The 21,127-nt window shown below is 57.4% G+C and carries 17 protein-coding genes, 1 tRNA gene and 1 riboswitch; of the genes, 11 read left to right on the forward strand and 7 right to left on the reverse strand.

The annotated features are described in order from the left end of the window. Positions 1–132: 132 nt before the first annotated feature. The 5 genes from AAFN83_RS15950 to AAFN83_RS15970 all read left to right on the forward strand — a co-directional run bounded on the left by AAFN83_RS15950 (position 133) and on the right by AAFN83_RS15970 (position 8,321). Positions 133–3,969: a collagen binding domain-containing protein gene (locus tag AAFN83_RS15950; RefSeq protein ID WP_347771083.1), complete on the forward strand. Its 3,837-nt coding sequence runs from the start codon at positions 133–135 to the stop codon at positions 3,967–3,969. Positions 3,970–4,124: 155 nt separating this feature from the next. Then, positions 4,125–4,198, forward strand: a tRNA-Met gene (locus AAFN83_RS15955). Positions 4,199–4,278: 80 nt separating this feature from the next. Then, positions 4,279–4,422: riboswitch (cyclic di-AMP (ydaO/yuaA leader) on the forward strand. Positions 4,423–4,633: 211 nt separating this feature from the next. After that, positions 4,634–5,806 carry a KamA family radical SAM protein gene (locus AAFN83_RS15960; protein WP_481810515.1) on the forward strand — a complete coding sequence of 391 codons (1,173 nt, stop codon included), beginning with the start codon at positions 4,634–4,636 and terminating at the stop codon, positions 5,804–5,806. A gap of 29 nt (positions 5,807–5,835) precedes the next feature. Then, positions 5,836–6,690 carry an SDR family NAD(P)-dependent oxidoreductase gene (locus tag AAFN83_RS15965; RefSeq protein WP_347771085.1) on the forward strand — a complete coding sequence of 285 codons (855 nt, stop codon included), beginning with the start codon at positions 5,836–5,838 and terminating at the stop codon, positions 6,688–6,690. Then, positions 6,687–8,321: an AMP-binding protein gene (locus tag AAFN83_RS15970; RefSeq protein WP_347771087.1), complete on the forward strand. Its 1,635-nt coding sequence runs from the start codon at positions 6,687–6,689 to the stop codon at positions 8,319–8,321. The genes AAFN83_RS15965 and AAFN83_RS15970 overlap by 4 nt, the downstream gene beginning before the upstream one ends. A 76-nt stretch (positions 8,322–8,397) precedes the next feature. Here the strand turns inward: AAFN83_RS15970 and AAFN83_RS15975 are convergent, their stop codons facing one another. The 3 genes from AAFN83_RS15975 to AAFN83_RS15985 all read right to left on the reverse strand — a co-directional run bounded on the left by AAFN83_RS15975 (position 8,398) and on the right by AAFN83_RS15985 (position 11,022). After that, a complete protein-coding gene (locus AAFN83_RS15975) occupies positions 8,398–9,207 on the reverse strand; it encodes a histidinol-phosphatase (RefSeq protein WP_347771089.1) in 810 nt (269 codons plus the stop codon). A 15-nt stretch (positions 9,208–9,222) separates the two neighbouring features. Then, on the reverse strand, positions 9,223–10,125 hold the full coding sequence (locus AAFN83_RS15980) for a LysR family transcriptional regulator (RefSeq protein WP_347771091.1): 903 nt from the start codon (positions 10,123–10,125) through the stop codon (positions 9,223–9,225). A gap of 114 nt (positions 10,126–10,239) precedes the next feature. Beyond that, positions 10,240–11,022, reverse strand: coding sequence for a TIGR01457 family HAD-type hydrolase (locus tag AAFN83_RS15985; protein WP_347771093.1), 783 nt, complete (start codon positions 11,020–11,022; stop codon positions 10,240–10,242). 178 nt (positions 11,023–11,200) lie between these two features. Between AAFN83_RS15985 and AAFN83_RS15990 the strand changes: the two genes are divergently transcribed. From AAFN83_RS15990 to AAFN83_RS16000, 3 genes are all read left to right on the forward strand, one after another. After that, on the forward strand, positions 11,201–12,112 hold the full coding sequence (locus tag AAFN83_RS15990) for an aldo/keto reductase (RefSeq protein WP_347771095.1): 912 nt from the start codon (positions 11,201–11,203) through the stop codon (positions 12,110–12,112). A gap of 184 nt (positions 12,113–12,296) precedes the next feature. Continuing rightward, complete coding sequence (locus AAFN83_RS15995) at positions 12,297–13,736, forward strand: DEAD/DEAH box helicase (protein ID WP_347771097.1); 1,440 nt, start codon at positions 12,297–12,299, stop codon at positions 13,734–13,736. Between the two features lie 67 nt (positions 13,737–13,803). After that, positions 13,804–15,249: a magnesium transporter CorA family protein gene (locus AAFN83_RS16000; protein WP_347771099.1), complete on the forward strand. Its 1,446-nt coding sequence runs from the start codon at positions 13,804–13,806 to the stop codon at positions 15,247–15,249. 97 nt (positions 15,250–15,346) lie between these two features. On the opposite strand, the gene AAFN83_RS16005 is transcribed toward AAFN83_RS16000, so the two are convergent. From AAFN83_RS16005 to AAFN83_RS16015, 3 genes are all read right to left on the reverse strand, one after another. Continuing rightward, on the reverse strand, positions 15,347–16,657 hold the full coding sequence (locus tag AAFN83_RS16005) for an aminotransferase class I/II-fold pyridoxal phosphate-dependent enzyme (protein WP_347771101.1): 1,311 nt from the start codon (positions 16,655–16,657) through the stop codon (positions 15,347–15,349). 137 nt (positions 16,658–16,794) lie between these two features. Continuing rightward, positions 16,795–17,403, reverse strand: coding sequence for a pyridoxamine 5'-phosphate oxidase family protein (locus tag AAFN83_RS16010; protein ID WP_347771103.1), 609 nt, complete (start codon positions 17,401–17,403; stop codon positions 16,795–16,797). Between the two features lie 233 nt (positions 17,404–17,636). After that, positions 17,637–17,882 (reverse strand): spore coat protein CotJB, encoded by a 246-nt coding sequence (locus AAFN83_RS16015; RefSeq protein WP_347771105.1) that lies wholly within the window; start codon positions 17,880–17,882, stop codon positions 17,637–17,639. A 335-nt stretch (positions 17,883–18,217) separates the two neighbouring features. Between AAFN83_RS16015 and AAFN83_RS16020 the strand changes: the two genes are divergently transcribed. The 3 genes from AAFN83_RS16020 (at position 18,218) to AAFN83_RS16030 (ending at position 20,068) form a co-directional block, all read left to right on the forward strand. Beyond that, positions 18,218–18,889: an endonuclease/exonuclease/phosphatase family protein gene (locus AAFN83_RS16020; RefSeq protein ID WP_347771107.1), complete on the forward strand. Its 672-nt coding sequence runs from the start codon at positions 18,218–18,220 to the stop codon at positions 18,887–18,889. A 147-nt stretch (positions 18,890–19,036) separates the two neighbouring features. Continuing rightward, entirely contained in the window at positions 19,037–19,837 is an 801-nt protein-coding gene (locus tag AAFN83_RS16025; RefSeq protein WP_347771109.1) for an alpha/beta hydrolase, read from the forward strand. Positions 19,838–19,864: 27 nt separating this feature from the next. Further along, positions 19,865–20,068 carry a YezD family protein gene (locus tag AAFN83_RS16030; RefSeq protein ID WP_347771112.1) on the forward strand — a complete coding sequence of 68 codons (204 nt, stop codon included), beginning with the start codon at positions 19,865–19,867 and terminating at the stop codon, positions 20,066–20,068. 142 nt (positions 20,069–20,210) lie between these two features. Here AAFN83_RS16030 and asd read toward each other — a convergent pair whose 3' ends face one another. Beyond that, positions 20,211–21,008 (reverse strand): archaetidylserine decarboxylase, encoded by a 798-nt coding sequence (gene asd, locus AAFN83_RS16035; protein WP_347771114.1) that lies wholly within the window; start codon positions 21,006–21,008, stop codon positions 20,211–20,213. Positions 21,009–21,127: the final 119 nt, after the last annotated feature.

Consider the following 21,127-nt stretch of genomic DNA (forward strand, 5'->3'; position numbering starts at 1 on the left):
AAACCGTAACCGATCGGTTTCGAAGGAGGTCTTTTTTCGTTTGTTCAGTTTTTGTTTAGTTAGAATGATTATTATGTTCGATATAATGTTCATCCACTATCCATTTCTAAAGCTATTGGAGGAAGCAAGAACATGTCGAGCCTAAAAAAGAAAACCAGCTACCTGCTGGCGTTTGTCGTCCTGTTCATGCAGTGCATAGCGGGCGGAGGATGGCTGAACGTCGCATCTGCGACGGAGATTTCACCCAGCCTGAATCTGATCACGAGCGTGAATCTAGCCGTCTATGACGGCAAGGGGAATGCCGTAACTGACGTTGTGTATGAACAAGGTGCCAAAGTCACCGTCGATTACAACTGGTCTCTACCCGATGGGCATGGCTATGAAGGGGGAGATACCTTTACCTTCCACCTGCCGAATGAATTCAAGCTGTTTAGTGATGTTCGGGGCGATCTTATCAGTCCTGAGGGAGAGCCCATGGGGTCATTCCATGCCAGCAAAGATACGCACGATGTCGTGATGACCTTCAACGAATACATCAATTCGGGAGAAGTCGGGATCCACGGAACGATTCGCTTCGAGACGCAGTTTGACAAGGAAATCATCAAAGGCGATACCACGCAGTACATTTCCATTCCGGTTCAGGGCGGCACTCAGACCGTGGTTCTCACATTCAAGCCGAATGTCAGCCAATCGGTGAGCAAGTCGGGACAGGCCTATCCGGCTTACAACACGAGGGATATTACATGGGCGGTCGACGTTAACAAGGATTTGCGGACCCTCTCCAACGCCGTGTTGACGGATGATCTTCCGGCTGGGCTTAACGCTCCGCTTACAGCAACCGTCTATGAGCTCCGTGTACAGCTGGACGGAAGCGTGATTCAAGGGGCGCCTCTTCAGGCTAGCCAGTATACCGTGGACACTACGGGGCAACAGGTAAAAGTTACGTTTACCGAAAACCCGATCAAGGGAGCTTATCGCGTCGTCTACACGACTCCGCTGACGGCAGCCTCTCTTGACAAGAGCAGTGCGAGCTTTACCAATAAAGCTGCGCTTACGGGGGAAGAGAACGGAACCGCTGTTGTGCTGTCGGCACAAGCGACCGTTCAGACCAAGCAGGGGGAAGCGCTGAACAAGACTTCAACCAGCTACGACAGCAAGACCCAAACGATCGGCTGGGCCGTTCAGTACAATTACAACGGCAAGTTAATTCCACAAGGCGATGCTGTGCTGGATGATTATTACGATCTTTCGCAGGACTTAGTAGCTGGCTCGGTTCATGTCTACACGGTCAGCCTGGACGCGAATGGCAACGAGACAAAAGGAGCGGAGCTCCCTGGCTCTGCTTATACGGTCACCTCCAATCCTAAAAAGGATGGGAATGATGTTGTCATCCAAAACGGCTTCAAACTGCAATTTGCATCGGATGTGAATGCGCCGCTTCGCATCGAGTACAAGACGCAAGCCAACAAGCAAGTGATCACGGATTCGACAGTTACCAACACCGTCAACTGGAAGGCCGAGTCCAAAACGGCCACAAAAGATATTGAGCAAATGGTTGTCCATAAAGCCGTTTACGGTGCGAATTACCAAAGCAAGACCGTCAACTGGAAAATCTCCTTAAATGAAGATAGCCAAACGATGAAGAACGTCACGGTCACGGATACTTTTCCAAGAAAGGGCTTGAAGCTGGTTCCTGGCTCCTGGAGTGTCCTGTATGCGGACGGCAGCGCGGTTCCGACGGGCTCTTATTCCTTTACGCCTGATGCAGCAGACAATGGGTTTGTCCTGACCTTCCCGGGCACCATTCAAGAGCCGATCTATGTAACCTATCAAACGCAGTTTAACAATGATTGGCTCTCGGAGGACTGGGTAACAAATGCGGTCAACTTCCCCAACAAAGCGAAGGTGACCTGGACAGACGAGGACGACCAACCCCGAACCCAAGAGGGGAGTGCAACGTTTACTCCCGTGAAGGCTTCGCAGGATAACGGGTTTAAATCGGGGAGCTACAACGCCGTAACCAAGGAAATCACTTGGACGGTCGGGCTGAATTTCAACAGCAAGCCGCTGACCCAGGCCACCCTCGTGGATGAGCTCAAGCAAGAGCAGGAACTGGTTGCGGGCTCACTCAAGGTGTATAACCTGACGGTGAAAACGGATGGAACCTATGCGAACGGAACCGAGCTGGGAAGCGGCGCTTACACCGTGTCCTATGTAAATGACAAGCTTACGGTTACGTTTGCCAATCCGATCACGACTCCTTATTCCGTTGTCTTTAAGACAACCCTGAAGGATAAGCTGATCGGCTCGACGACGATCAACAACACGGCTAATCTGCTGGATGGAGCGACGAAGGTCTCCAAGGATTTGAAGGGGACGGCTTCTGTTCTACAGGGCGGTGAATATGTGGCCAAGGTAGGAACCCAGAACGGGGAAATCCTGAATTGGACCGTCTATATCAACCGCGGACAATCGACGGTTGATAAAGCCAAGATCGTCGATACGCCTACCTCCAATCAGCTGCTGATGCCGGATTCCTTCAAGCTTTATGCCACCACGGTTCAAACCAACGGGACCGTGTCCAAAACCGGATCGCCGCTTGAGCCGGGAAAAGACTACACCCTGACGATCAACACCGATGCGAGCGGACAGCAAACGTTTGAGCTTGGCTTCCTCCAGCTCATTACGAAGCCTTACATCCTGGAGTACCAATCGGCGATTCTTGCCGGCAACGGTGAGAAAGTCGGTAATACCGTTTCCTTCTCCGGTGAAAACACGGTGCAGGTGACCAAGAGCAACACGCAGGAGGTGATCGTTGCGTTCTCGAGCGGATCCGGCACCATCACGGGATTGCGTGGAGACTTGACGGTCAAAAAGGTAGACTTGGCTGACTCAACCTCGCTCCTGCCTGGAGCGAAGTATGAACTGTCTCGTGTAGTCGGTGCCACCCGCGTAGTGGTCAATACGCTCACCACCGATGCAAGCGGAGTTCTGAAATTCGAAAATCTTCGCAGCGGGAACTATGAATTGAAGGAAGTGGAGGCCCCAGCTGGATACGTTCTGGATTCCACGGTGCGTTCGTTCCAGGTGAACTCGGCCCAAGCGACTTGGAGCTGGACCTTGACCAACGCGAAGGTCATTGTTCCGACGCCTACGCCGAAGGCAACACCGACCGCAACGCCAACGGCAACCGTAGCCCCAACGGCCACGCCAACGGTAACGCCGACGGCAACGCCGACCGCGACACCAACGGCTACCGTAACGCCGACCGCGACGCCTACCGTGACTCCTACGGTAACGCCGACGGCTACTCCTACCGGAACTCCGACAGCTACGCCTGCTGTAACGCCGAGTGAAACGCCGTCGGAAAGCCCGACGGCAACACCGACAACGCCTGTTGTGATTGTGCCGACCGCGACACCTACACCTAGCTCAACCGTCACACCTAGCACGGAACCTACGACGACGCCAAGCCCGTCGCCAAGTGCTTCGCCGTCTACAACGCCAACGGCGACACCTACGGCGGCACCGACCTCTACGCCTACCCCTGCGCCTACCAAGCAGCAGGAAGAGACGGACAAAGACAAACCGGTGAGCGGTGAAGTCTCCGTTCCACCGGGGGGTTCGACTACAGTTGGCAAAGACCCGAGCAATGGGACGGTAACGGTTGACGAGAATGGGAAATGGACCTACACTCCGAAGCCTGGCTACACCGGCAAAGATGATTTTGTCATCATAATACGCGATCAGGATGGCAACGAGACCGAAGTGATCGTGGAGATCGACGTGGATGAGATTCCGTTCGGCGGAACGGATCCCAGCGGCTCGGGCTCCGGTTCGGGATCGGGAAGCACCCCGCCTGCCACCCTTCCGCAAACGGGAGAGGCCAGCAGCCGCGGTTTGCAGGTCATCGGTCTTGGGCTCATCCTATTGGGTGCAGGACTTCGCCTCCGTTTGAAAAAGAACTAATCTGACTGTTTATGGACGCCTGCTGAAAGGTTCACCTTCGGCAGGCGTTTTCCTATTCACCACCCTTGTTTCGGGTGCCCGGCCTCTCTTTGCGGAGAATCAAAGAAGATTGTTGTTGCATCCTGTTGCTGATCGTGATATGATGTAAAAGTTGACGCGGGGTGGAGCAGCCCGGTAGCTCGTCGGGCTCATAACCCGAAGGCCGCAGGTTCAAATCCTGCCCCCGCAATTAGAATGATACCCCTTCCGTTTCGGCGGAAGGGGTGTTTTGTTGCCCAGGGTTGCCAGATGCGGAGATCAAGGGTACAATAATTGGTAGCGCTTAATTTCCGGACCATTCGTCCGGAGAGCGGGGGAACCAAGTCTTTGGGGCGAATCGCCGCATTTGTTGCGGCATAGGGAACCATCCTTCCCGAGCCCGTCAGCTAACCTCGTCGGCAGAAGATGGGTCCGTCTTTTTCCTCATGAGCAGAACGCGACAAGACCCTTTCCGGGTCTTTTTTTGCATCCATCGACCCTTCTGTCTGAACGTCTGCTGGCTGTTTCTTGTTCCTGACAGCCCATTCCAGCAAGGAGAGGAGGTCCGACCCGGCGGATGGCACTTTTTCCGCCCTGCGGGTGCAGCAAGCGCATATCTGCCCATAAGGATAAGGAGGAACGATCCATGATGACACCGGCAAGCTTCGCCACTATGGCCAGACTGGATACGTATCTGAATGAAGAGGAGCGAAAGAAGATTCGCTCCGTTGCCGAGCGATATGCTTTGCGCGTGAATGACTATTACTTAAACTTGATCGACTGGAACGACCCGCACGATCCCATTCGCAGGCTGGTCATTCCGGGGGAAGGTGAGTTGGCTGAATACGGCCGCTTGGACGCCTCGGATGAAGAAGCCAATTACGTTGTTCCCGGCTGCCAGCACAAGTATGGCGCAACCGCCTTGCTCGTCGTATCGGAGGTGTGCGCCTCCTATTGCCGATATTGCTTCCGCAAGCGACTCTTCCAACAGGAAGTCCAAGAGGCAACCGCGAATCCGGAACCGGGAATTGCCTACATAGCCCAGCATCCCGAGATCAGCAACGTCTTGCTTACCGGAGGAGACAGCCTCATGCTCTCGACCGGGAAGCTCACGGCCATCCTCAGCAAGCTTCGAGAGATTCCGCATGTCCAAATCATCCGACTTGGGACGAAGATGCCTGCCTTCCAGCCGATGCGAATCTATGAGGATGAAGCCTTACTGGAGGCCGTTCGGCAATACTCCACACCGGAGAAGAGAATCTACATCATGGCGCACATGGACCATCCAAGGGAGCTGACACCCGAGGCCTGCCGCGCTTTCCGCGCCTTGCAGGATGCGGGAGCCATCGTCATGAACCAGACGCCGATCCTGAAGGGCATTAATGATGATGCGGGTGTCCTCGGGGAGCTTCTGGACCGCCTGTCTTGGATGGGGGTCGCGCCTTATTACTTTTTTGTTAACCGCCCGGTAGCCGGGAACATCAGGTTCGTCCTTCCGCTGGAGAGGGTCTACCGGCTTGTAGAGGAAGCGAAGGCACGGACCTCCGGCCTTGGAAAACGGGTTCGTCTCGTGATGAGCCACTCCTCCGGCAAAATCGAGATTCTGGGCATTGAGAAAGGAAAAGCCTATTTGAAATATCACCAGTCCCGGGAGGGACGCTACGGCAAGCTGATGCTGCTGGACTGCCCGCCTCACGCGGCTTGGTTTGACGATCTTCCGGGACACGAACGCTATTGGAGCGCTCCCGGAAGCAAGCAGCGGTTCGTCATGACCGTCCCGGCCTCTCCCAAAGCTTCCAGCACAAGCTGTCACCCCTAATTGCCACCCTGGTTTGGAAAGGAGTCGCCATGGCCTTTCGACGTCTGTTGGAGCATGCACTCTACCCTCACACTTCGCTGAATTTCGATAAGCTTGCTCTTGCGCTGAAAGGCAAGACCATTCTGCTGACCGGGGCTACCTCCGGCATAGGCGAGCAGTTGGCAAGGCAGCTTGCGGAGGTTCCCGTCCGACTTCTGCTCACGGGCCGCCGAGAGGAGAAGCTTTATGCCCTCCAGCAGGAGCTGGCGGCGAAGCCCGCATCGGTCGAGGTGCTGGCCGCCGATCTCCGGCAAGAAAATGACCGCAAGAGGTTGATCGAGCTCATGCAGCGCGAGCCGCGGGGCATCGATCTTCTCCTGAGCAACGCCGGGCACTCCATCCGCCGGCCGATCCTGGAGTCACTCGGAAGGCTCCATGATTTCGAAAGAACGATGGCGATTCACTATACGGCACCCGTGGCTCTCATTCTGGCTGCTTTGCCTTATCTGCAGGCGAACGGCGGCCACATCGTCAATGTCTCCACGATCAATGTGCTTCTGCCGCCTTTTCCCCATTGGGCGGCGTACCAGGCCTCCAAAGCCGCCATGGATACGTGGCTGCGATCCGCAGCACCTGAGTTTAAGGCGGCGGGGGTTCGGACGTCTACCATCTATTTGCCGCTCGTTCGAACCCCGATGATCGAGCCAACGGCGGCTTATCGGAATGCTCCGACGATGGCTGCCGACCAGGCGGCCCGGCGCATCCTGCGCATGCTGTATACGCACAGGAAGCGAGTTCATCCGTGGTGGTTCCGCATTGTTTGCCCGATGGCTTGGCTCTTCCATCCCGCATGGGCAAGGTCGGCGGTGCGAAAGCAGAAGAGGTTCGGGGAGGAGCGGTCATGATCCCGAACCCGCGTACAAGGTCGGTTCGCCGCTACCCGCTCGCCCGCCTTCTCGGGACTTCATCCATGGCCGCGCTGGTTCGCTCGATTCATCGCCACGGCATCAACCTGCTGGCCCTTGTCGAGTATGCCGCCCGGTTGTATCCAGACCGTCCGGCGGTTGCCGATGAGCGGGAAGCATTAACCTATCGCGAGCTTGCGGCTTCCTCCGAACAACTGGCGAAACGGCTTCGCGATTCGAATGGGTTGACCCGCGGACAGCGGGTGGGGACGCTGTGTCGCAACAGCGCCGCGTTCATTCGGCTCATCATCGCCGTCTCCCGCACCGGAGCCGACCTCGTTCTGCTGAACCCGGAGCTATCCAACGAGCAGGTGGCCAGTCGCCTGCAGGAGCAGAGGCTGGATTGGCTCGTCCATGACGAGGATGCCGCTGAACGGCTGGAAGCGCGAGAGCGGCGGACCCGCCCGGAACAAGCTTATTCGTCAGGGGAGACCCTTGGTGTTCCTTTACCCCAAGGGTTGAAGCGGCTTCCGCTTTCCCTCTTGGCTGGCGAAGCTCTGGACGAAAGAGCCCCAGGCTCGCCTTTGGCACGCTCTGCATCCGGCGGGCTTGTTCTCTTGACGAGCGGCACGACCGGCAAGGCCAAGGAAGCGGAGCATAAGCCGTCTCTCTTTGCTTACTTGGGGCCTTTCTTCGCCTTGACGAATCGGCTGAAGCTCACCCAGGCGAACGCCGCCTACCTGGCAACTCCTCTATCTCACGGGTATGGGCTCGCGGTGCTGTTTGTCTTCCTTGCCCTCGGCCGGAAGACCGTGGTGCGCCCCCGCTTCGAGGCAGCAGAAGCCTGCCGAGCGGTACGCGAGCATCAGGTGGAGGTCATGACGGCGGTGCCGCTCATGGTTGAGAAGATGCTCGCCCAGGACCCCGAGGCGATGACAAGCCTTCGGTGCATCGCCGCCGGCGGCGCCGTGCTGAGCCCGCGTCTAGTCGAGGAGGTGACACGTACGCTCGGGCCTGTGCTGCACAACCTGTACGGCACGTCGGAAGCCGGCCTCACGTTGATCGCCGCCCCTGGGGACTTGTGCCAATCGGCCGTGACGATTGGCCGGCGCATCCCCGGGGTGCGCGTTCGTATCGAGGACGCCAGCGGACGAGAGGCTCCGCCGGACACCCTTGGCGTTCTCTCGGTGCGGAGCCGGAGCGCGATGGCCAGCCGCCGCCGAAAATGGACCGCCACCGGAGATATCGGGTATCGGGATCGGAACGGTCTTTACTACCTGGGAGGCCGCACGGATGATTTGGTCGTCTCTGCGGGAGAGAATGTCTACCCGCTGGAGGTCGAGCAGGTGCTGCGGCGGCATCCCCTCGTCGCGGATGCCGCCGTCATTGGCGTTCCCGACGAAGCCTTCGGTCAGCGGCTGAAGGGCTTCATCGTTCCGCTCCCAGGAGCTTCCCTTACCGCTGACGAGCTGCTCGCTTGGCTTCGGGCCGGTCGCCTGGCCCGTTACCAGATGCCGAGGGAGCTGGTGTTTCGCGAGGAGCTGCCCTACACGCCTCTGGGCAAGCCCGATAAGGCGAGCCTGAAGGCGGAAGGAGAGGCAGCTGCGGCCAAAGGCCGTCTCAACATTTGACGCCAAACGGAACCGCTCGCCAATAAAACAGCCCGCCAATTCGTCCCCGTGAGGACGGTTTGGCGGGCTGTTTGAGTTACAGCGGGACGTGCTGCATGATCTTTTGACGGAAGAAGACCCATTTGGTAAATCCGATCTCCCGCAGCTTCTGCTGCACCTGGTCGAATTCATCGCCCACCCGATCCGGGATGTGCGCATCGGACCCGAAGGTGATCGGGATTTGGTAATAGCAGGCGCGCTCGAGAATGTCGTCGGAGGGGTACCAGCCGCCGCTCAGCTTGGTCTTGCCGGAGGTGTTGACCTCGATGGCCACTCCGGTCTCCGCGATGGCGGCGAGGGTGCGGTCAACGGCCTTGGTCACGATGCCGGAGAAGGGCGGGTAGTTGCCTTTCATGGCATCGATGTGTCCGAGGATCTGGAACATGCCGCTCTCGGCAGACTTTCGGATGAGCTGGTAGTAGTCATCCTTGACCTGGACCTTATCGAAATCCGACAAATCTCTCCAGCGCGACTTGTTGAAGATGCTCACCCGATTCGTCGTCTGGTGGACCGAACCGATGATGTAATCGAACGGATAAGGAGCGAAGGCTTCCCGGTAGACATCGGCGTGCCACGGATAGTAATCGGATTCGATGCCGAGCAGCACCTCGATCCGGTCCTTGTACTCTTCTCTCAGCTTCAAAACTTCCGAGATATAAGCGGTGAACTGGCTCTTCGCCATCACGATATGAGGCTCGGGATGATCCTCCTCCCGGCCAAAATAAGGGGAGTGGTCCGAGATGCCGATGACGGAAAACCCTTTTTCGATGGCGGCTTCGATATAGTCGCGAATGGTGCCGTCTGCGTGTCCGCAGCGTTCGTGGTGGGTGTGCAAATCGAATTTCAAACGGGTTAACCCTCCTTATTCACTGCCGAGAAACTTCGTCTGGGGCATTCCCTTCAAGTCATTCAGGAATTGCAGCATCGCTGAGCTCAGGTAACGGCCCGTCTTGTACATGACGACGACCGGCTGACTCGTCTCGATCTCGTCGAGGTTGACGAGGCGGAGCGTGCCGAGCCGCAGCTCGTTCGCCACGCAGTTCTTGGGGATGATGGCGGCGCCGAGGTTCAATTCGACCACGCGCTTCACTTCTTCACTGCTCGACAGCTCCATCACCACCTGCGGGTTGATCTCCAGCTCTCGGAACAGCTTGTCGGTGAAGCGGCGGACGGCCGTTCCCGGCGTCATCAGGATGAGCGGCAGATGATGCAGATCGTTTGCGGTCGCATGGCCGACGGCGGCGAGCGGGTGATTCGGGGAAACGATCAGCTCAAAGGTGTCGTAATAGAGTACGGAGCTCTCGACGGTGGAGTTCTTGTCAAACAGGTAAGAGATGCCGATGTCCACGCTGCCGTTCTCCACCGAGCTCAGGATTTGCGAGGACGTCATCGAGTGAATGGACGGCTTGATGAGCGGATACTGGTTTTGAAAATACGACAGCACGCGCGGCAGAATTTGTACCGCGATCGAGGCGGTGGTGCCGACGCTAATGTTGCCCTGCGGGATGCTCTCCATGTCGGCGAGGCGCTGCTTCAGATCCTCGACGGTGTGCAGGATGCGATACGCATGCTCCAGAAACACGCGGCCGCTGTCTGTCAGCGTCACCGGCTGGTTGCGGTCGACCAGCACCGTTCCGAATTCGTCCTCCAGGCTCTTGATCTGGGCAGATACGGCGGGCTGGGTCAGATTAAGCAGCTCCCCTGCCTTGCGAAAGCTCATGGTTTTGGAGATGGTGATCAAGGTTTCCAACTGGTTGATGTTCAAAGGGGCGCCTCCTTTTGCCAATAATTATTGATTATTATGTTTTTGTCTTTCATAAATAATTCTTTTCGTACTACGTATTATAGGCGAGAAGCGGTCGGAGGGCAATGAGCGGAATTACAAATCGGGCCAGTCGAGCAAATGGCGCAAAATTCGCTCGGGCCGAATGCCGCTTGCGGCCATTTCGGCCTCGGGATCGACGCCGGAAGCGATCCCCGTGAGCACCCACGCGGTACGGCATCCCGCTGCCAATCCGCCGGCGATGTCCGTCCGCAGGTTGTCGCCGACCACCCAGATCTCGTCGGCGGGGAGTCCCAGCTTCTCCACCGCATAGGTCATGATGATGGGCGACGGCTTGCCGATCCAGACCGGTTCCTGCCCGGAAGCGGCGCGTATCGCGGCGGTGAGGGAGCCGGACCCCGGTGTAAGTCCGCGCTCGGTCGGGAGCTGAAGGTCGGGATTCGTGGCGATGAAGGCGGCTCCTGCCCGAATGGCCCGGCTGGCGGCAAAGAGCTTCTCATAGGTAAAGGAGCGGTCGATTCCCTGAACGACGGCATCCGGCTTTTCATCCGCATCATCGCAAAGGACGAGCCCTGCATCGACAAGCGCCTGCCGCAGTCCCTCCTCTCCGATGGCGTAGACGCGGCTTCCGGGAGCCGCTTCCGCTTGATAACGGGCGGCCGCCTGCGCGGAGGTGAGCACTTCTTCGGCTTCGGCGGGAATGCCTAGAATCTCGCGCAGATGGCGAGCGACTGCCTCAGGCGTGCGCGAGGAATTGTTGGTGACGAAGAGGCGGGGCGCGCCTTGCTCGCGCAAGTGGTTCAGGAAAGCCGCCGCCTCTGGAATCGGGTTCGTACCGGCGTACAAAGTACCGTCCAGATCAAGGATATAGCCGGGCATGGGGTTCACCTCTTTTTGGAAATCGGTTATCGTAAGGCTTAGGAGCTTATCCTACCTATATTATCAGAAGCGATACGGAGAAGCACCCTCGGAAGCAGGAGTCATTTTCGGGAATAAGGGTAAAAGAGAAGAGAAGGCATTTCAACAATCAAGCGTGTCTATAAAGGAGGCAGCGAAGATGGAAAAACGCCCTTTTGGCAAAACGGATATGAACGTGAGCGTGCTGGGCTTTGGAGGGGCCGAAATCGGATCGCTTGATCCTCGCCGTTCGGAGGATGTCCACACCGTGGAGAATCTGCTCCACAGCGCTTTGGATGCTGGCTTGAATGTCATTGATACGGCGGAATGCTACGGGAACAGCGAAGAATGGATCGGCCTCGTCGCCTCCAAGCGAAGGGACGACTTCTACCTGTTTTCAAAATGCGGACACGCCTCCGGGCTCGAAGGAGAGGATTGGGACCCGGTTCTCCTGGCCGAGTCCATCGACCGCAGCCTGAAACGGCTGAAGACGGATTACCTGGATCTGATCCAGCTCCACAGCTGCTCGGAGGAAACCCTCCGCCAAGGCGAGGTCATCGAGGTGCTGAAGCGGGCGAAGGAGGCCGGCAAGGTTCGGTACATCGGCTACAGCGGGGAGAACGAAGCGGCACTCTATGCCATTCGCACCGGAGCATTCGATTCGCTGCAAACCTCCGTCAACCTTGCCGACCAGCATGGCATCGATCGGATTCTGCCGGAGGCACGCGACCGGGAGATGGGGGTCATCGCCAAGCGGCCGATTGCGAACGTAGCATGGGCATCAGGCGACAAGCCGCCTGCGAATGAGTATGCCACGGAATACTGGCGCAGGCTGCGAGAGCTGAACTATGCCTTCCTGGAGGAGCATCCGCAAGATGCGGTGGCGACGGCGCTGCGGTTTACGCTCTCCATGAACGGCGTATCAACTGCCATCGTCGGAACGAGGAACCCGGAACGCTGGGTGCAGAATGCCCGCCTGCTAGAGAAAGGGGAGCTGTCCCCCGGCATCATCCGCGAGATTCGCGAGCGCTGGGCAACGGTTGCCTCGAATGATTGGGTCGGGCAAATCTGACCCCCGACCCCTCGCTGAAGCATAGGGTTCCATCCGCAAGCCTGTCCAAACCGTCCGTTTCTTGAGCCGCCTTATCGTGCAGAGGGCGCCCAAACGGGCGGTTTCTTCTCTGCACGCGCGGTTCATGCTATGATAGACCGAGAATCCCAGTACGATGAAACGACAAAAGGAGTTTTTACACGCAATGACAACGACCTTCGATCAATGGCCGCTTCCCGGGCGGTTTGTGCAAAACCTGCGCGAGGCAGGCATTGAGGAGCCTACTCCCGTTCAACAGGAGGCGATTCCGGTTATTCTCTCGGGCAAGGATGTCATCGCCCAATCGCAGACCGGAACGGGGAAGACGCTCGCTTACCTCTTGCCTGTGATGGCTCGCCTCGAGGAAGAGAAGCGCGCCGTTCAGGCCGTCATTCTCGTACCGACGCGTGAGCTCGGCATGCAGATCGTCCAGGAGGCCGAGAAGCTGGCGGCCGGATCCCAGCTGCGCGTGCAGCAGCTGATTGGCGGAGCTTCCGTGTCGCGCCAGGTGGAGAAGCTCAAGCTTCATCCTCAGCTCGTCGTAGGCACGCCAGGCCGGGTGCTGGAGCTGATCACCAAGCGCAAGCTTAGCCTGCATAACGTGAAGACGATCGTGGTGGACGAGGTGGATCAGGTCTTCGACCTCGGCTCGAAGAACGAGGTGGACAAAATTTTGAGCGGAGCGCTGCGCGACCGTCAAATCCTGTTCCTCTCGGCGACGATCACAGCAGGCATTCGCAGTCTGGCCAAAAAGTGGATGCAGGAGCCGGCGGAGCTTGCCATCAAGCCGGAGGAGAAGACGGCTTCCACTCTGGAGCATCTGTACCTGGTCGGCGAGGAACGGAATAAGATCGATTTGCTGCGCCGCATCGTGCGCCACTATAACCCGAAGATGGCCATCGTCTTCATTGGCGATACCGAAGACATCGCCGAAGTCGCCGCCAAGATTCGCTATACCGGCCTTTCCATCGAAGCGCTGTACGGCGATTCCTCCAAACAGGAGCGCGCGCGGGTGATGAGCGGATTCCGCGACGGCAAATTCCAGCTGCTGCTGGCGACGGATGTCGCAGCGCGCGGGCTGGATTTCCCCGGCGTCACGCACGTGATCAACTTCAACCTGCCGATCGATGCCGAGCACTACGTGCATCGCGCCGGGCGCACCGGCCGAATGGGCCGCTCCGGCACCGTGCTGAGCCTGCTTACCTCCCGCGAGCGCTTCATTCTGGACAAATACGCCAAGGCACTTGGCGTGACCTTCGAGGAGCGCAAGCTGTACGGAGGCGAGTCGCTCGCGCTGGACGAGCAGGGACGGTTCAAGGGCGGCCCGCGCTCGGGCGGCGGCCGTTCGGCTGCCCCGAGGACGGCAGCGGCAGGAGCGACGACAAGCGGAAGCAAGCAGCCGACGAAGCGCAACGGCGCACAGCCGGAGGCCTCTCAGCCGAAGCCCGGAGCAAGCGCGGCGGTTCCCGCGAAGCCGAAGCCGAAGGCCGGGGCGGACACGTCCCGCGCGCGTTCCAATCGCGAGCGGGATCGCAAGGCCAAGGGAGCGCCGAAGTGGCTGAAGGAAAAGCGGGAGCAGGACAAGGATAAGGGCAATCGTCCCTGACGAAGGCTCCACTCCCACGCTGAACAAACGCTAGAATACATGCTGAACAAGAGGGGGACCCCCATTCATGGATATGCCCGATTTGCGGGAAAAGCAGTTGGACCTTGCGCTCGTGCAGTTCATCTTCCCCTTTTCCATCGTCCCCCGGTCTCAAGCCGACTTCAAGAAGAAGCTGAGGGAGGATGGGTACGAGCCGTTCAGCCTGAAAAACCTGGAGCTGGAGGATCGATACTACGGTTCCTTTCGCGTTTCGCATCGGAGAATGGAGCGGTATTTTCTACCGTTTACGAACAACGTGCTTTTTCCCCATAAAGAGAATGAGGATGCCTTTCAGAGGTATTCCCGCGAGCTGGAGCTGGATTGCGTTCTGAAGAGTCAGCACAACCAGACGCCGTTCCGCATCCTGTCAGCGGACGTGATCCTCTGTCCGTTTTCGATCGGGTTTATCACGATTCGCACTCAGATTTCCCGGGAAAACGTAAGCTTTACCGAAGCGCTCGATTTCGTGAATCGCTTCCGCGTCCTGCAGGACATTACCGAATCCGATGATCTCACCTATGTGGAATGCGAGGGGCGGGATTATCGGGAGGTGGAGGATTTCATCTTCAAAAAGGTCGCGGACAGCATCCTTCCGTTCCTCGATAACTCTGAGCAGGCGGGGGAATATTTCGAAACGATGCCCTTTTTCGTTGATGAGCGAATGTACGTGCAGGCGTTCTACAATTTCCCGGAAGGGACCGAGATCCATCGCGAGGATTTGTATCGGGCCTCCCGGATCGACGGACTGACTCTCGACGGAAAGCCGCACATCAGCTCCAGCAACCTCGACTATATTGAGGCTTATCTCGACAAGCATGCCTACGCGCGTTGGGCGCCGCATACTCATTATGTCATGGACGAGAACTCCTTCTGCTGTCTGACGAGCCGGAGCGGGGAGATTCGGCGGATGCTCGCCAACCAGATCTATGGCGAGTATTATTATGGGCTTATCCTCAACCTGTTTCACAAGATCGTCCTGCTGAAGCTGAGCAATAGCTACTCGACGGTAAGGTATGACCGCAATCCCGATGACATCGAGGAGCTGATCGGGCAGATCACGAAGTTCTCGTCGAGGTACTTTTTCCTCGAGCTGGTCACCCAGTCGCAGGGGCGGGAGCTCTTCATCCAGCTTCGCCAGTTGTTTGGCAACATCGGCTTGTATGAGGAAGTGAAGCAGACGCTGAACGACCTGTACAAATTCCAGGCGGACACCACCGATCGCAAGACCAATCAGCTCATCATGATCTTTACGATTTATACCGTCATCAGCGGAATCTATGGCATGAACCAGGTCATCGAGGACCTGAAAGGCCCGACGATCGATTGGTCGGTCCTGAGGACGTATTCGTTGTTCCAGTACATCGCGCTCGGCGTGACGATCACGGGGATCGTCACCGGGCTGACCCTCGCTTTCCGCATGCTGCTGCTACGCATGCGAAGCTGGTTAAAGAAGCGAAGATCGAGCTCCTTCTGATTTAGCCGTCCGGAGCCCTCAAATGGAAAAGGCTCTCCACCCTTGCTGCAAGGGGGAGAGCCTTTTTGCTCGTCTTATAAGAAGGAACAGGCCGGAATCAGGTCGCGGCGTTCGCTGCTGCCAGCTCAAGCGCTCCTTGGTGGATCAAATCGTACAGTTCCTCCACCGCTTCCTCTTCAATGCACGAGAAAGCGACGCGCAGGTCGGTCTCGCCGAGGGCGATGGTGCCGACTCCGTACTTGGTGAGAAGGTGCTGCCGCAGCGCCTCAGCGGTGACGTGCTTCAGCTTCAAGCACATGAAATACCCGGAGTTGAACGGGTAGTAGCCCCAGGTTTCGTCATACTTGCCGCTGTCGAGAACCGCTTTGACGCGATTCGCCCGCTTCTTCATGATCTCGTACTTCTCGCGGCGCTGCTCATCGAAGCCGGGCGCAGTAAGGCCGCGCAGCACGAAGGTCTGCGACGGGTGCGGGCCGCTTGAGATCGTGGCGCGAATAATCCCCATCGTCTTCTGCTCCAGCGCGCCGAGCACGGCGGGGTCATCGCCGCCGTAGGTGATGAAGCCGACGCGGAAGCCCCAGACGTATTCCTCCTTGGTGGCTCCGTCTACCTTAACCGGAAGAATGCGGGGATGCAGGCTGCACAGCTGGCCGAAGATGGATTCGTGGAGCGAATCCTCGAAGAAGAGTCCGAAGTAGGCGTCGTCGGCTACCACCACGACGTTGATGCCAGCTTCGGCTCCGGCCTTCACCGCTTCGACGATGGCTTTGCCTTCCTCGGCTCCCGGTGTGTACCCGGTCGGGTTGTTCGGGAAGTTCAACACGACAACAGCCTTGCCTTCCGGCTTCGAGGCGAGAATAGCGGCCTTCAAGCCCTCAGCGTTAAAGCGGTTGTCATCATTGTACAGCGGGTATTCGACGATCTTTGCTCCTCGGCGCACACCGAAGGTAAGCTCGTAATTTTCCCAGTTTTTGTCGGGGATGATCACCGGGTCGCCGGGGCCGGCGAAGAGATCCGCCACGATGCTGAGCCCATGGGTCAATGCATTGGTCACGATCGGATGGCTGAATGACTTTCCTTCCATGGAGGGATTGTCGATGAGCATCTTTGCTTTCCAGGCACTTCGCAGCTCGGGCTTGCCGGGAGCCGGTGCATAATCGTACAGGTCCTTCGGCTCGTAGGCGGACAGGGTGTCTTGAATGACCCCCAGGTGCATGGCTTGGCCGCCTTCTAGGGCGGTTCCGATCGTAGCATTGTACCGGGTTGCCTTCGTCTTTGCTTCTGCGGATTGGCTCAAGATCCCCAGCTTGGGAAAATAAATCGCTCGACCCAGATCGGACAGCATGTCATAGACATGAGGATTGCCGTCGCGGATCGTCTCGTTCAACTGTGCGGCCTGCGGATTCATGGGAGGGCGTTCCTTCCTTCCAGATGGATTGAATACTCTCGGGTGATGAGTGTTGGGATTCATTATAGCATCTTCGAGGTAAAGCGTCACTTGAGGACATGGCGAAAAAGTGGACATTCCATCCGCAAACTTGCGCGTCATGCCTTGCGGAAATGGGCCATCAGCCGGGCTGCTTCTTCATCACCCGGGAGACCGCGCTCCTGCAGCTTTTGCCGAATGTGCTCGTGCTTCGCTTGATCGAGGTTTTGGCCGAATTTGAACTTGGCTGTCAGCTCGTGAACCGCGATCTCCACGACCGCCACCGCTTTGATGCGGGAGACATAGCCGGGATCCTCCAGGGAGAACGGGTCATAGCCGCCCTCCGGCTGCAGCTTCTTCATGAAGGCGCTGAGGACCTGGGCCTTGCGCTCCGGGTCTTCGAGCACGCGGGCTTCGCCCTTGATCAGCACCGATTTGAAGAAGGCGGTCGCCGGGCAAGCGAAGTGCGGGTCGGTAAAGTAGGAGGGAATGAGTGCAACCTCTTCGGCTACCGCAAAGCTCACGCGTTTCTCAGACCGGAGATTGGCCATCTTTTGCCCGACTTTGCTTCCATGGAAATAGAGATGGTCTTCGACATACACATAATTCAGAGGAGTGATCTCGGGAGCGCCGTCTTCCCCGACCGTACCCAGATAGCCGAAGCTTTGCTGTTCCAGAAAAGAGCGGATCTCCTCTTGTTCTTCGATCGAAAATTCATTCCTTCGCATGGACTGATTCCTCCTGAAGAGTAGTGAGAAACGTCCGTATGGCAAGGACGCATCATTTTTGTCCACTATAGCAAAAAAAGAACCGTCCGGGAACCGTTTCTTGTTCCGGGACGATCCAAATTGGGGAGAGGTTGCACGTTGCGGCGAACTTCCGACTTTGCTAAGCTTAATAACCGGGAAAGCGGCTTTTCATCGCCGGCCACCTGCCTTGCGCTTGTCGAACGGTGCCTGCATCAATTGGCCTGATGCCAATCCCATTGCTTGCAGGCGGGTGATGTATGGTAAGAACGCAGAGAGAGGGTGGCGGAATCTGCCTTGCTCCTTGCATTCTGCCTGGCATGGACGAGTTCATTGTACTGATTCAGGGCGGCCCTGTCCTCCGGATGAACACCCAGGTGAAGGGTAAGTTGCAGCATGGAGCAATCGGCGTTCTGCATGTCCTTGAGCAGCATGAGCGGCTTGGAATGAGTAGGCTTCATATCTCAGAACTCCTTTATCGATTGAGATGGGGTCCCCAGCCTTCGCTTGGGGCGGCTTGGCCGACTGCTGCCTGTGCGCCTTGCCTCGGGTCGCCTCCGTTTCATAGGGAGCTCGTTCGCGACGAATCGGGAACGGCGAAAGACCTGGGATCACGCTCTAGGCCCTATTCCTTTTCATACCCGGCGGTAGAAGGCTTGAAACGGTTTCTTTTCAAATTCTTTGTAAAGGCTGGAATCGAATCGATCTTCCCTCCGTAGGGTATGAAGAAGCAGAGGAGTAATTCGGCCCTATCATAGTTTCTGTACGGATATTAGGTAAGAAAGGGGGGCCACGCATGCGGCTCAAGGTTGCCACGTTTAACATCCAGCATGGAAGAGGAATGGACGGCAGAATCGTGCTCGACCGCATCGCGGCGGAGATTGCCCGCATGAAGGCGGATGTGGTGGCCCTTCAGGAAGTGGACCGCTTCCATCCTCGAAGCTACCTGCATGACCAGCTTCGTCGTTTGGGAAGAAGACTGGGGAGAAGAACAGCATTCGCGCCGAGCATCAATTTTGGGCTGGTTCAATACGGCAATGGCCTGCTCACTCGGTACCCGATCCTCTCCAAGCAGGTGATTTACCTGCAAGGAATTAACGAACGGCGCAGCATTCTGTCGGTGAAGGTGCAGACCCCGAGCGGCCCCTGTACGTTTGTGAATGTCCATCTGGGCCTTCTGGAGCGGGAGCGGGAGCTGCAGTTTCCCTACGTCCTGCAAGCGTTGGATTCCATCGACGGCAAGGGAGTGCTGCTCGGCGATTTCAATATGGAGGCCGATCATCCGCTGCTTGACAAGCTCAGCCCGAAGTGGGTGAAAGTCGCTGCGAACCCGCTGATGCCGACGGTTCGATCGGGGCGGGAAATCGATCATATCTACGTCAATGACTTGCCGAAGCACTCGAAGGTCTATGTCCAAACGACCGATGCCTCGGATCATCATGCCGTAGTCGCAGCCCTGGATTGGTAACAGCCGATTGAGGCTGTTACGGGAGGGGCGAGGGGCATCCGCTCGTTGACGGAACGGGCAGGAAGTGATATATTGTTAATACCAAGTAATCCAATAAGAATTATAATATAGAGGAATGAAATCTACTCACGAAGGGAGCGGATGGCGATGGAGACCACTTTTCGAATTCGTCAAGGGGAATGGGAGCTTGCGGCAACTCTGCATCGACCGGAAGGGGAGGGGCTTCCTCCCGCTCCTTTGGTGGTGATCTGCCATGGCTTTGTCGGGAGCCGGATCGGCGTCGATCGGCTGTTTGTGAAGACGAGCCGGCAACTGGCTGACGCCGGCCTAAACGTGCTGCGCTTCGATTATGCCGGCTGCGGGGAGAGCGAAGGGGACTATGGAGCCGGAGGGCTTGATTCCATGGTTCAGCAGACCCGGGCTGTGCTCGATCATGCCTTGGCCTTGCCGGGAGTGGCTGCAGAGGATGTAACCCTGCTTGGTCACAGCCTTGGCGGAGCGGTGGCCATCCTGACGGCAACCCTCGACAAGCGGGTTAAGAAGCTGGTGCTGTGGTCTCCGGTGGCCAACCCGTTCGGCGATATCGTCCGCATTGTCGGTCGGGAAGTCTACGAGCAGGCTCTGCAGGAAGGACATGCCGATTACCTCGGTTACCGCTTAAGCTCCGGGTACTTCCAATCATTAAGCGATCACCATCCTTTTCAGGAAGCACGCCGCTTTGCCGGTCCGATTCTGCTCGTTCACGGGACAGGGGACGATGTCATTCCCGTGGACTACAGCTTTCTCTACCATAAAATCTTTCGGATCCGCCGCGAGGGCTGCTGCGAGAAGGAACTGGTTCCGGGAGGGAATCATACCTTTTCCTCCGAAGACAGCGTGGCACGAGCCATCAATCGGACTCGCAGCTGGCTGATCGGTCAGAGCGGTTTGCAGAGCGGGATTATTTAAGGGTGTACAGGAGGGGGAAGGGCTATCGTGGCTAAATCGCTGGAAATCGACGACGAATGGAAGGAGCGAATCGCAGCAAGCTTGAACGGAATGGAGTACGGAACCGTTCAGGTCATTGTTCACGACGGACGAATCGTTCAAATCGAACGAACCGAGAGAAAGCGATTCGATCTTCCCCAAGAGAAGAAGCTCGACTCCGAGCCGAAGGGAAAATCCCGCGAACGAAAATAACGTCAACGTGAAAAGAAGCCCGTTTCGCTGGACTCCCCTCATCGGGGGTCAGGCGAAACGGGCTTTTCGATTGGCCAGTTCGGGTAGGAGAGCTTAGCGTCTCCAAAGGGTATTGCACGAAAGCGTGTTTGCAAACATGCTCTTAGTGGCTCACGGCCTTATGCAAAGTGCCCAACCGTTCGCCCATCTTGACGACCTTGCCGTTCATCAGATCGGAACGGGGCTCGAACATGCCGTTTTCCAGCAGCAGGACGACGGTGGAACCGAATTTGAAGGTAGCCAGTTCATCCCCTGCGTTCAATTGCTCCGCCAACGGACTGGCGTAGTGAATTCCGCTTACGTTCATGGCACCGACCTTGACGACCGCAACCTCACCGTAAACGGTATGGAGGTACGTGACGAGCCGCTCATTGCGGCTGAGCACGCGGGTCATGTAGCGCAGACCGAATTCATTGACCGGATAGACCTTGCCGGAGATCCGTTCCTTCTCGAGAATGCGTCCGGCAACCGGAGTGTGGATGCGATGGTAATCCGTAGGGCTCAAATAGAGCACCAGGTAGTACCCGTTCTTGTAGCTGACGGTACGCGGAGAGCCGTTCAAGAGCTCATCTACTGTGTAATCCTGCCCCTTGATCTGCAGCAGCTGACCTTCGGTAATCGGGCCCATCCCGGTTATCTTGGCATCCACCGGACTGACGAGGCTATCGAGCGTTGCATCGATCGGACGCAGGCCCGGCTTTAGCCTTCTCGTGAAAAAGTCGTTCAAGGACATGTATTCGGTCCAGTCCTTCTCCGCATCCTCCAAGGGAATGCGGTAGGTTCGGCTGAACCAGGGAATCAGCCGACGGCTTACCCCGGATTCGGCGAAGGCACCGGTTAAGCGGGAAATGCTCTTGCGCGAGGACAGCTCCGTTAAGAGTCGAAAAAAGCGTTTTGCCACCAGTCTCACCTGTTTTCTCGAATCAATCGTTAGTCGTTCCTGCTTATCTTGCCACAGTTCGCCTATCTTTCGCAACGCCTCGTTAACAAGAAAGGAACCCGTCAGCAACGGGCCGCGGG

It is taken from the genome of Gorillibacterium sp. CAU 1737, assembly GCF_039888655.1.
Taxonomy (GTDB): domain Bacteria; phylum Bacillota; class Bacilli; order Paenibacillales; family NBRC-103111; genus Gorillibacterium.

What these genes read in the sequence shown, in the direction of transcription:
- AAFN83_RS15950 (WP_347771083.1), top strand. Translation starts at nt 133, where the DNA reads ATGTCGAGCCTAAAAAAGAAAACCAGCTACCTGCTGGCGTTTGTCGTC.
- AAFN83_RS15960 (WP_481810515.1), top strand. Translation starts at nt 4,634, where the DNA reads ATGATGACACCGGCAAGCTTCGCCACTATGGCCAGACTGGATACGTAT.
- AAFN83_RS15965 (WP_347771085.1), top strand. Translation starts at nt 5,836, where the DNA reads ATGGCCTTTCGACGTCTGTTGGAGCATGCACTCTACCCTCACACTTCG.
- AAFN83_RS15970 (WP_347771087.1), top strand. Translation starts at nt 6,687, where the DNA reads ATGATCCCGAACCCGCGTACAAGGTCGGTTCGCCGCTACCCGCTCGCC.
- AAFN83_RS15985 (WP_347771093.1), bottom strand. Translation starts at nt 11,022, where the DNA reads ATGCCCGGCTATATCCTTGATCTGGACGGTACTTTGTACGCCGGTACG.
- AAFN83_RS15990 (WP_347771095.1), top strand. Translation starts at nt 11,201, where the DNA reads ATGGAAAAACGCCCTTTTGGCAAAACGGATATGAACGTGAGCGTGCTG.
- AAFN83_RS15995 (WP_347771097.1), top strand. Translation starts at nt 12,297, where the DNA reads ATGACAACGACCTTCGATCAATGGCCGCTTCCCGGGCGGTTTGTGCAA.
- AAFN83_RS16000 (WP_347771099.1), top strand. Translation starts at nt 13,804, where the DNA reads ATGGATATGCCCGATTTGCGGGAAAAGCAGTTGGACCTTGCGCTCGTG.
- AAFN83_RS16005 (WP_347771101.1), bottom strand. Translation starts at nt 16,657, where the DNA reads ATGAATCCGCAGGCCGCACAGTTGAACGAGACGATCCGCGACGGCAAT.
- AAFN83_RS16010 (WP_347771103.1), bottom strand. Translation starts at nt 17,403, where the DNA reads ATGCGAAGGAATGAATTTTCGATCGAAGAACAAGAGGAGATCCGCTCT.
- AAFN83_RS16015 (WP_347771105.1), bottom strand. Translation starts at nt 17,882, where the DNA reads ATGAAGCCTACTCATTCCAAGCCGCTCATGCTGCTCAAGGACATGCAG.
- AAFN83_RS16020 (WP_347771107.1), top strand. Translation starts at nt 18,218, where the DNA reads ATGCGGCTCAAGGTTGCCACGTTTAACATCCAGCATGGAAGAGGAATG.
- AAFN83_RS16025 (WP_347771109.1), top strand. Translation starts at nt 19,037, where the DNA reads ATGGAGACCACTTTTCGAATTCGTCAAGGGGAATGGGAGCTTGCGGCA.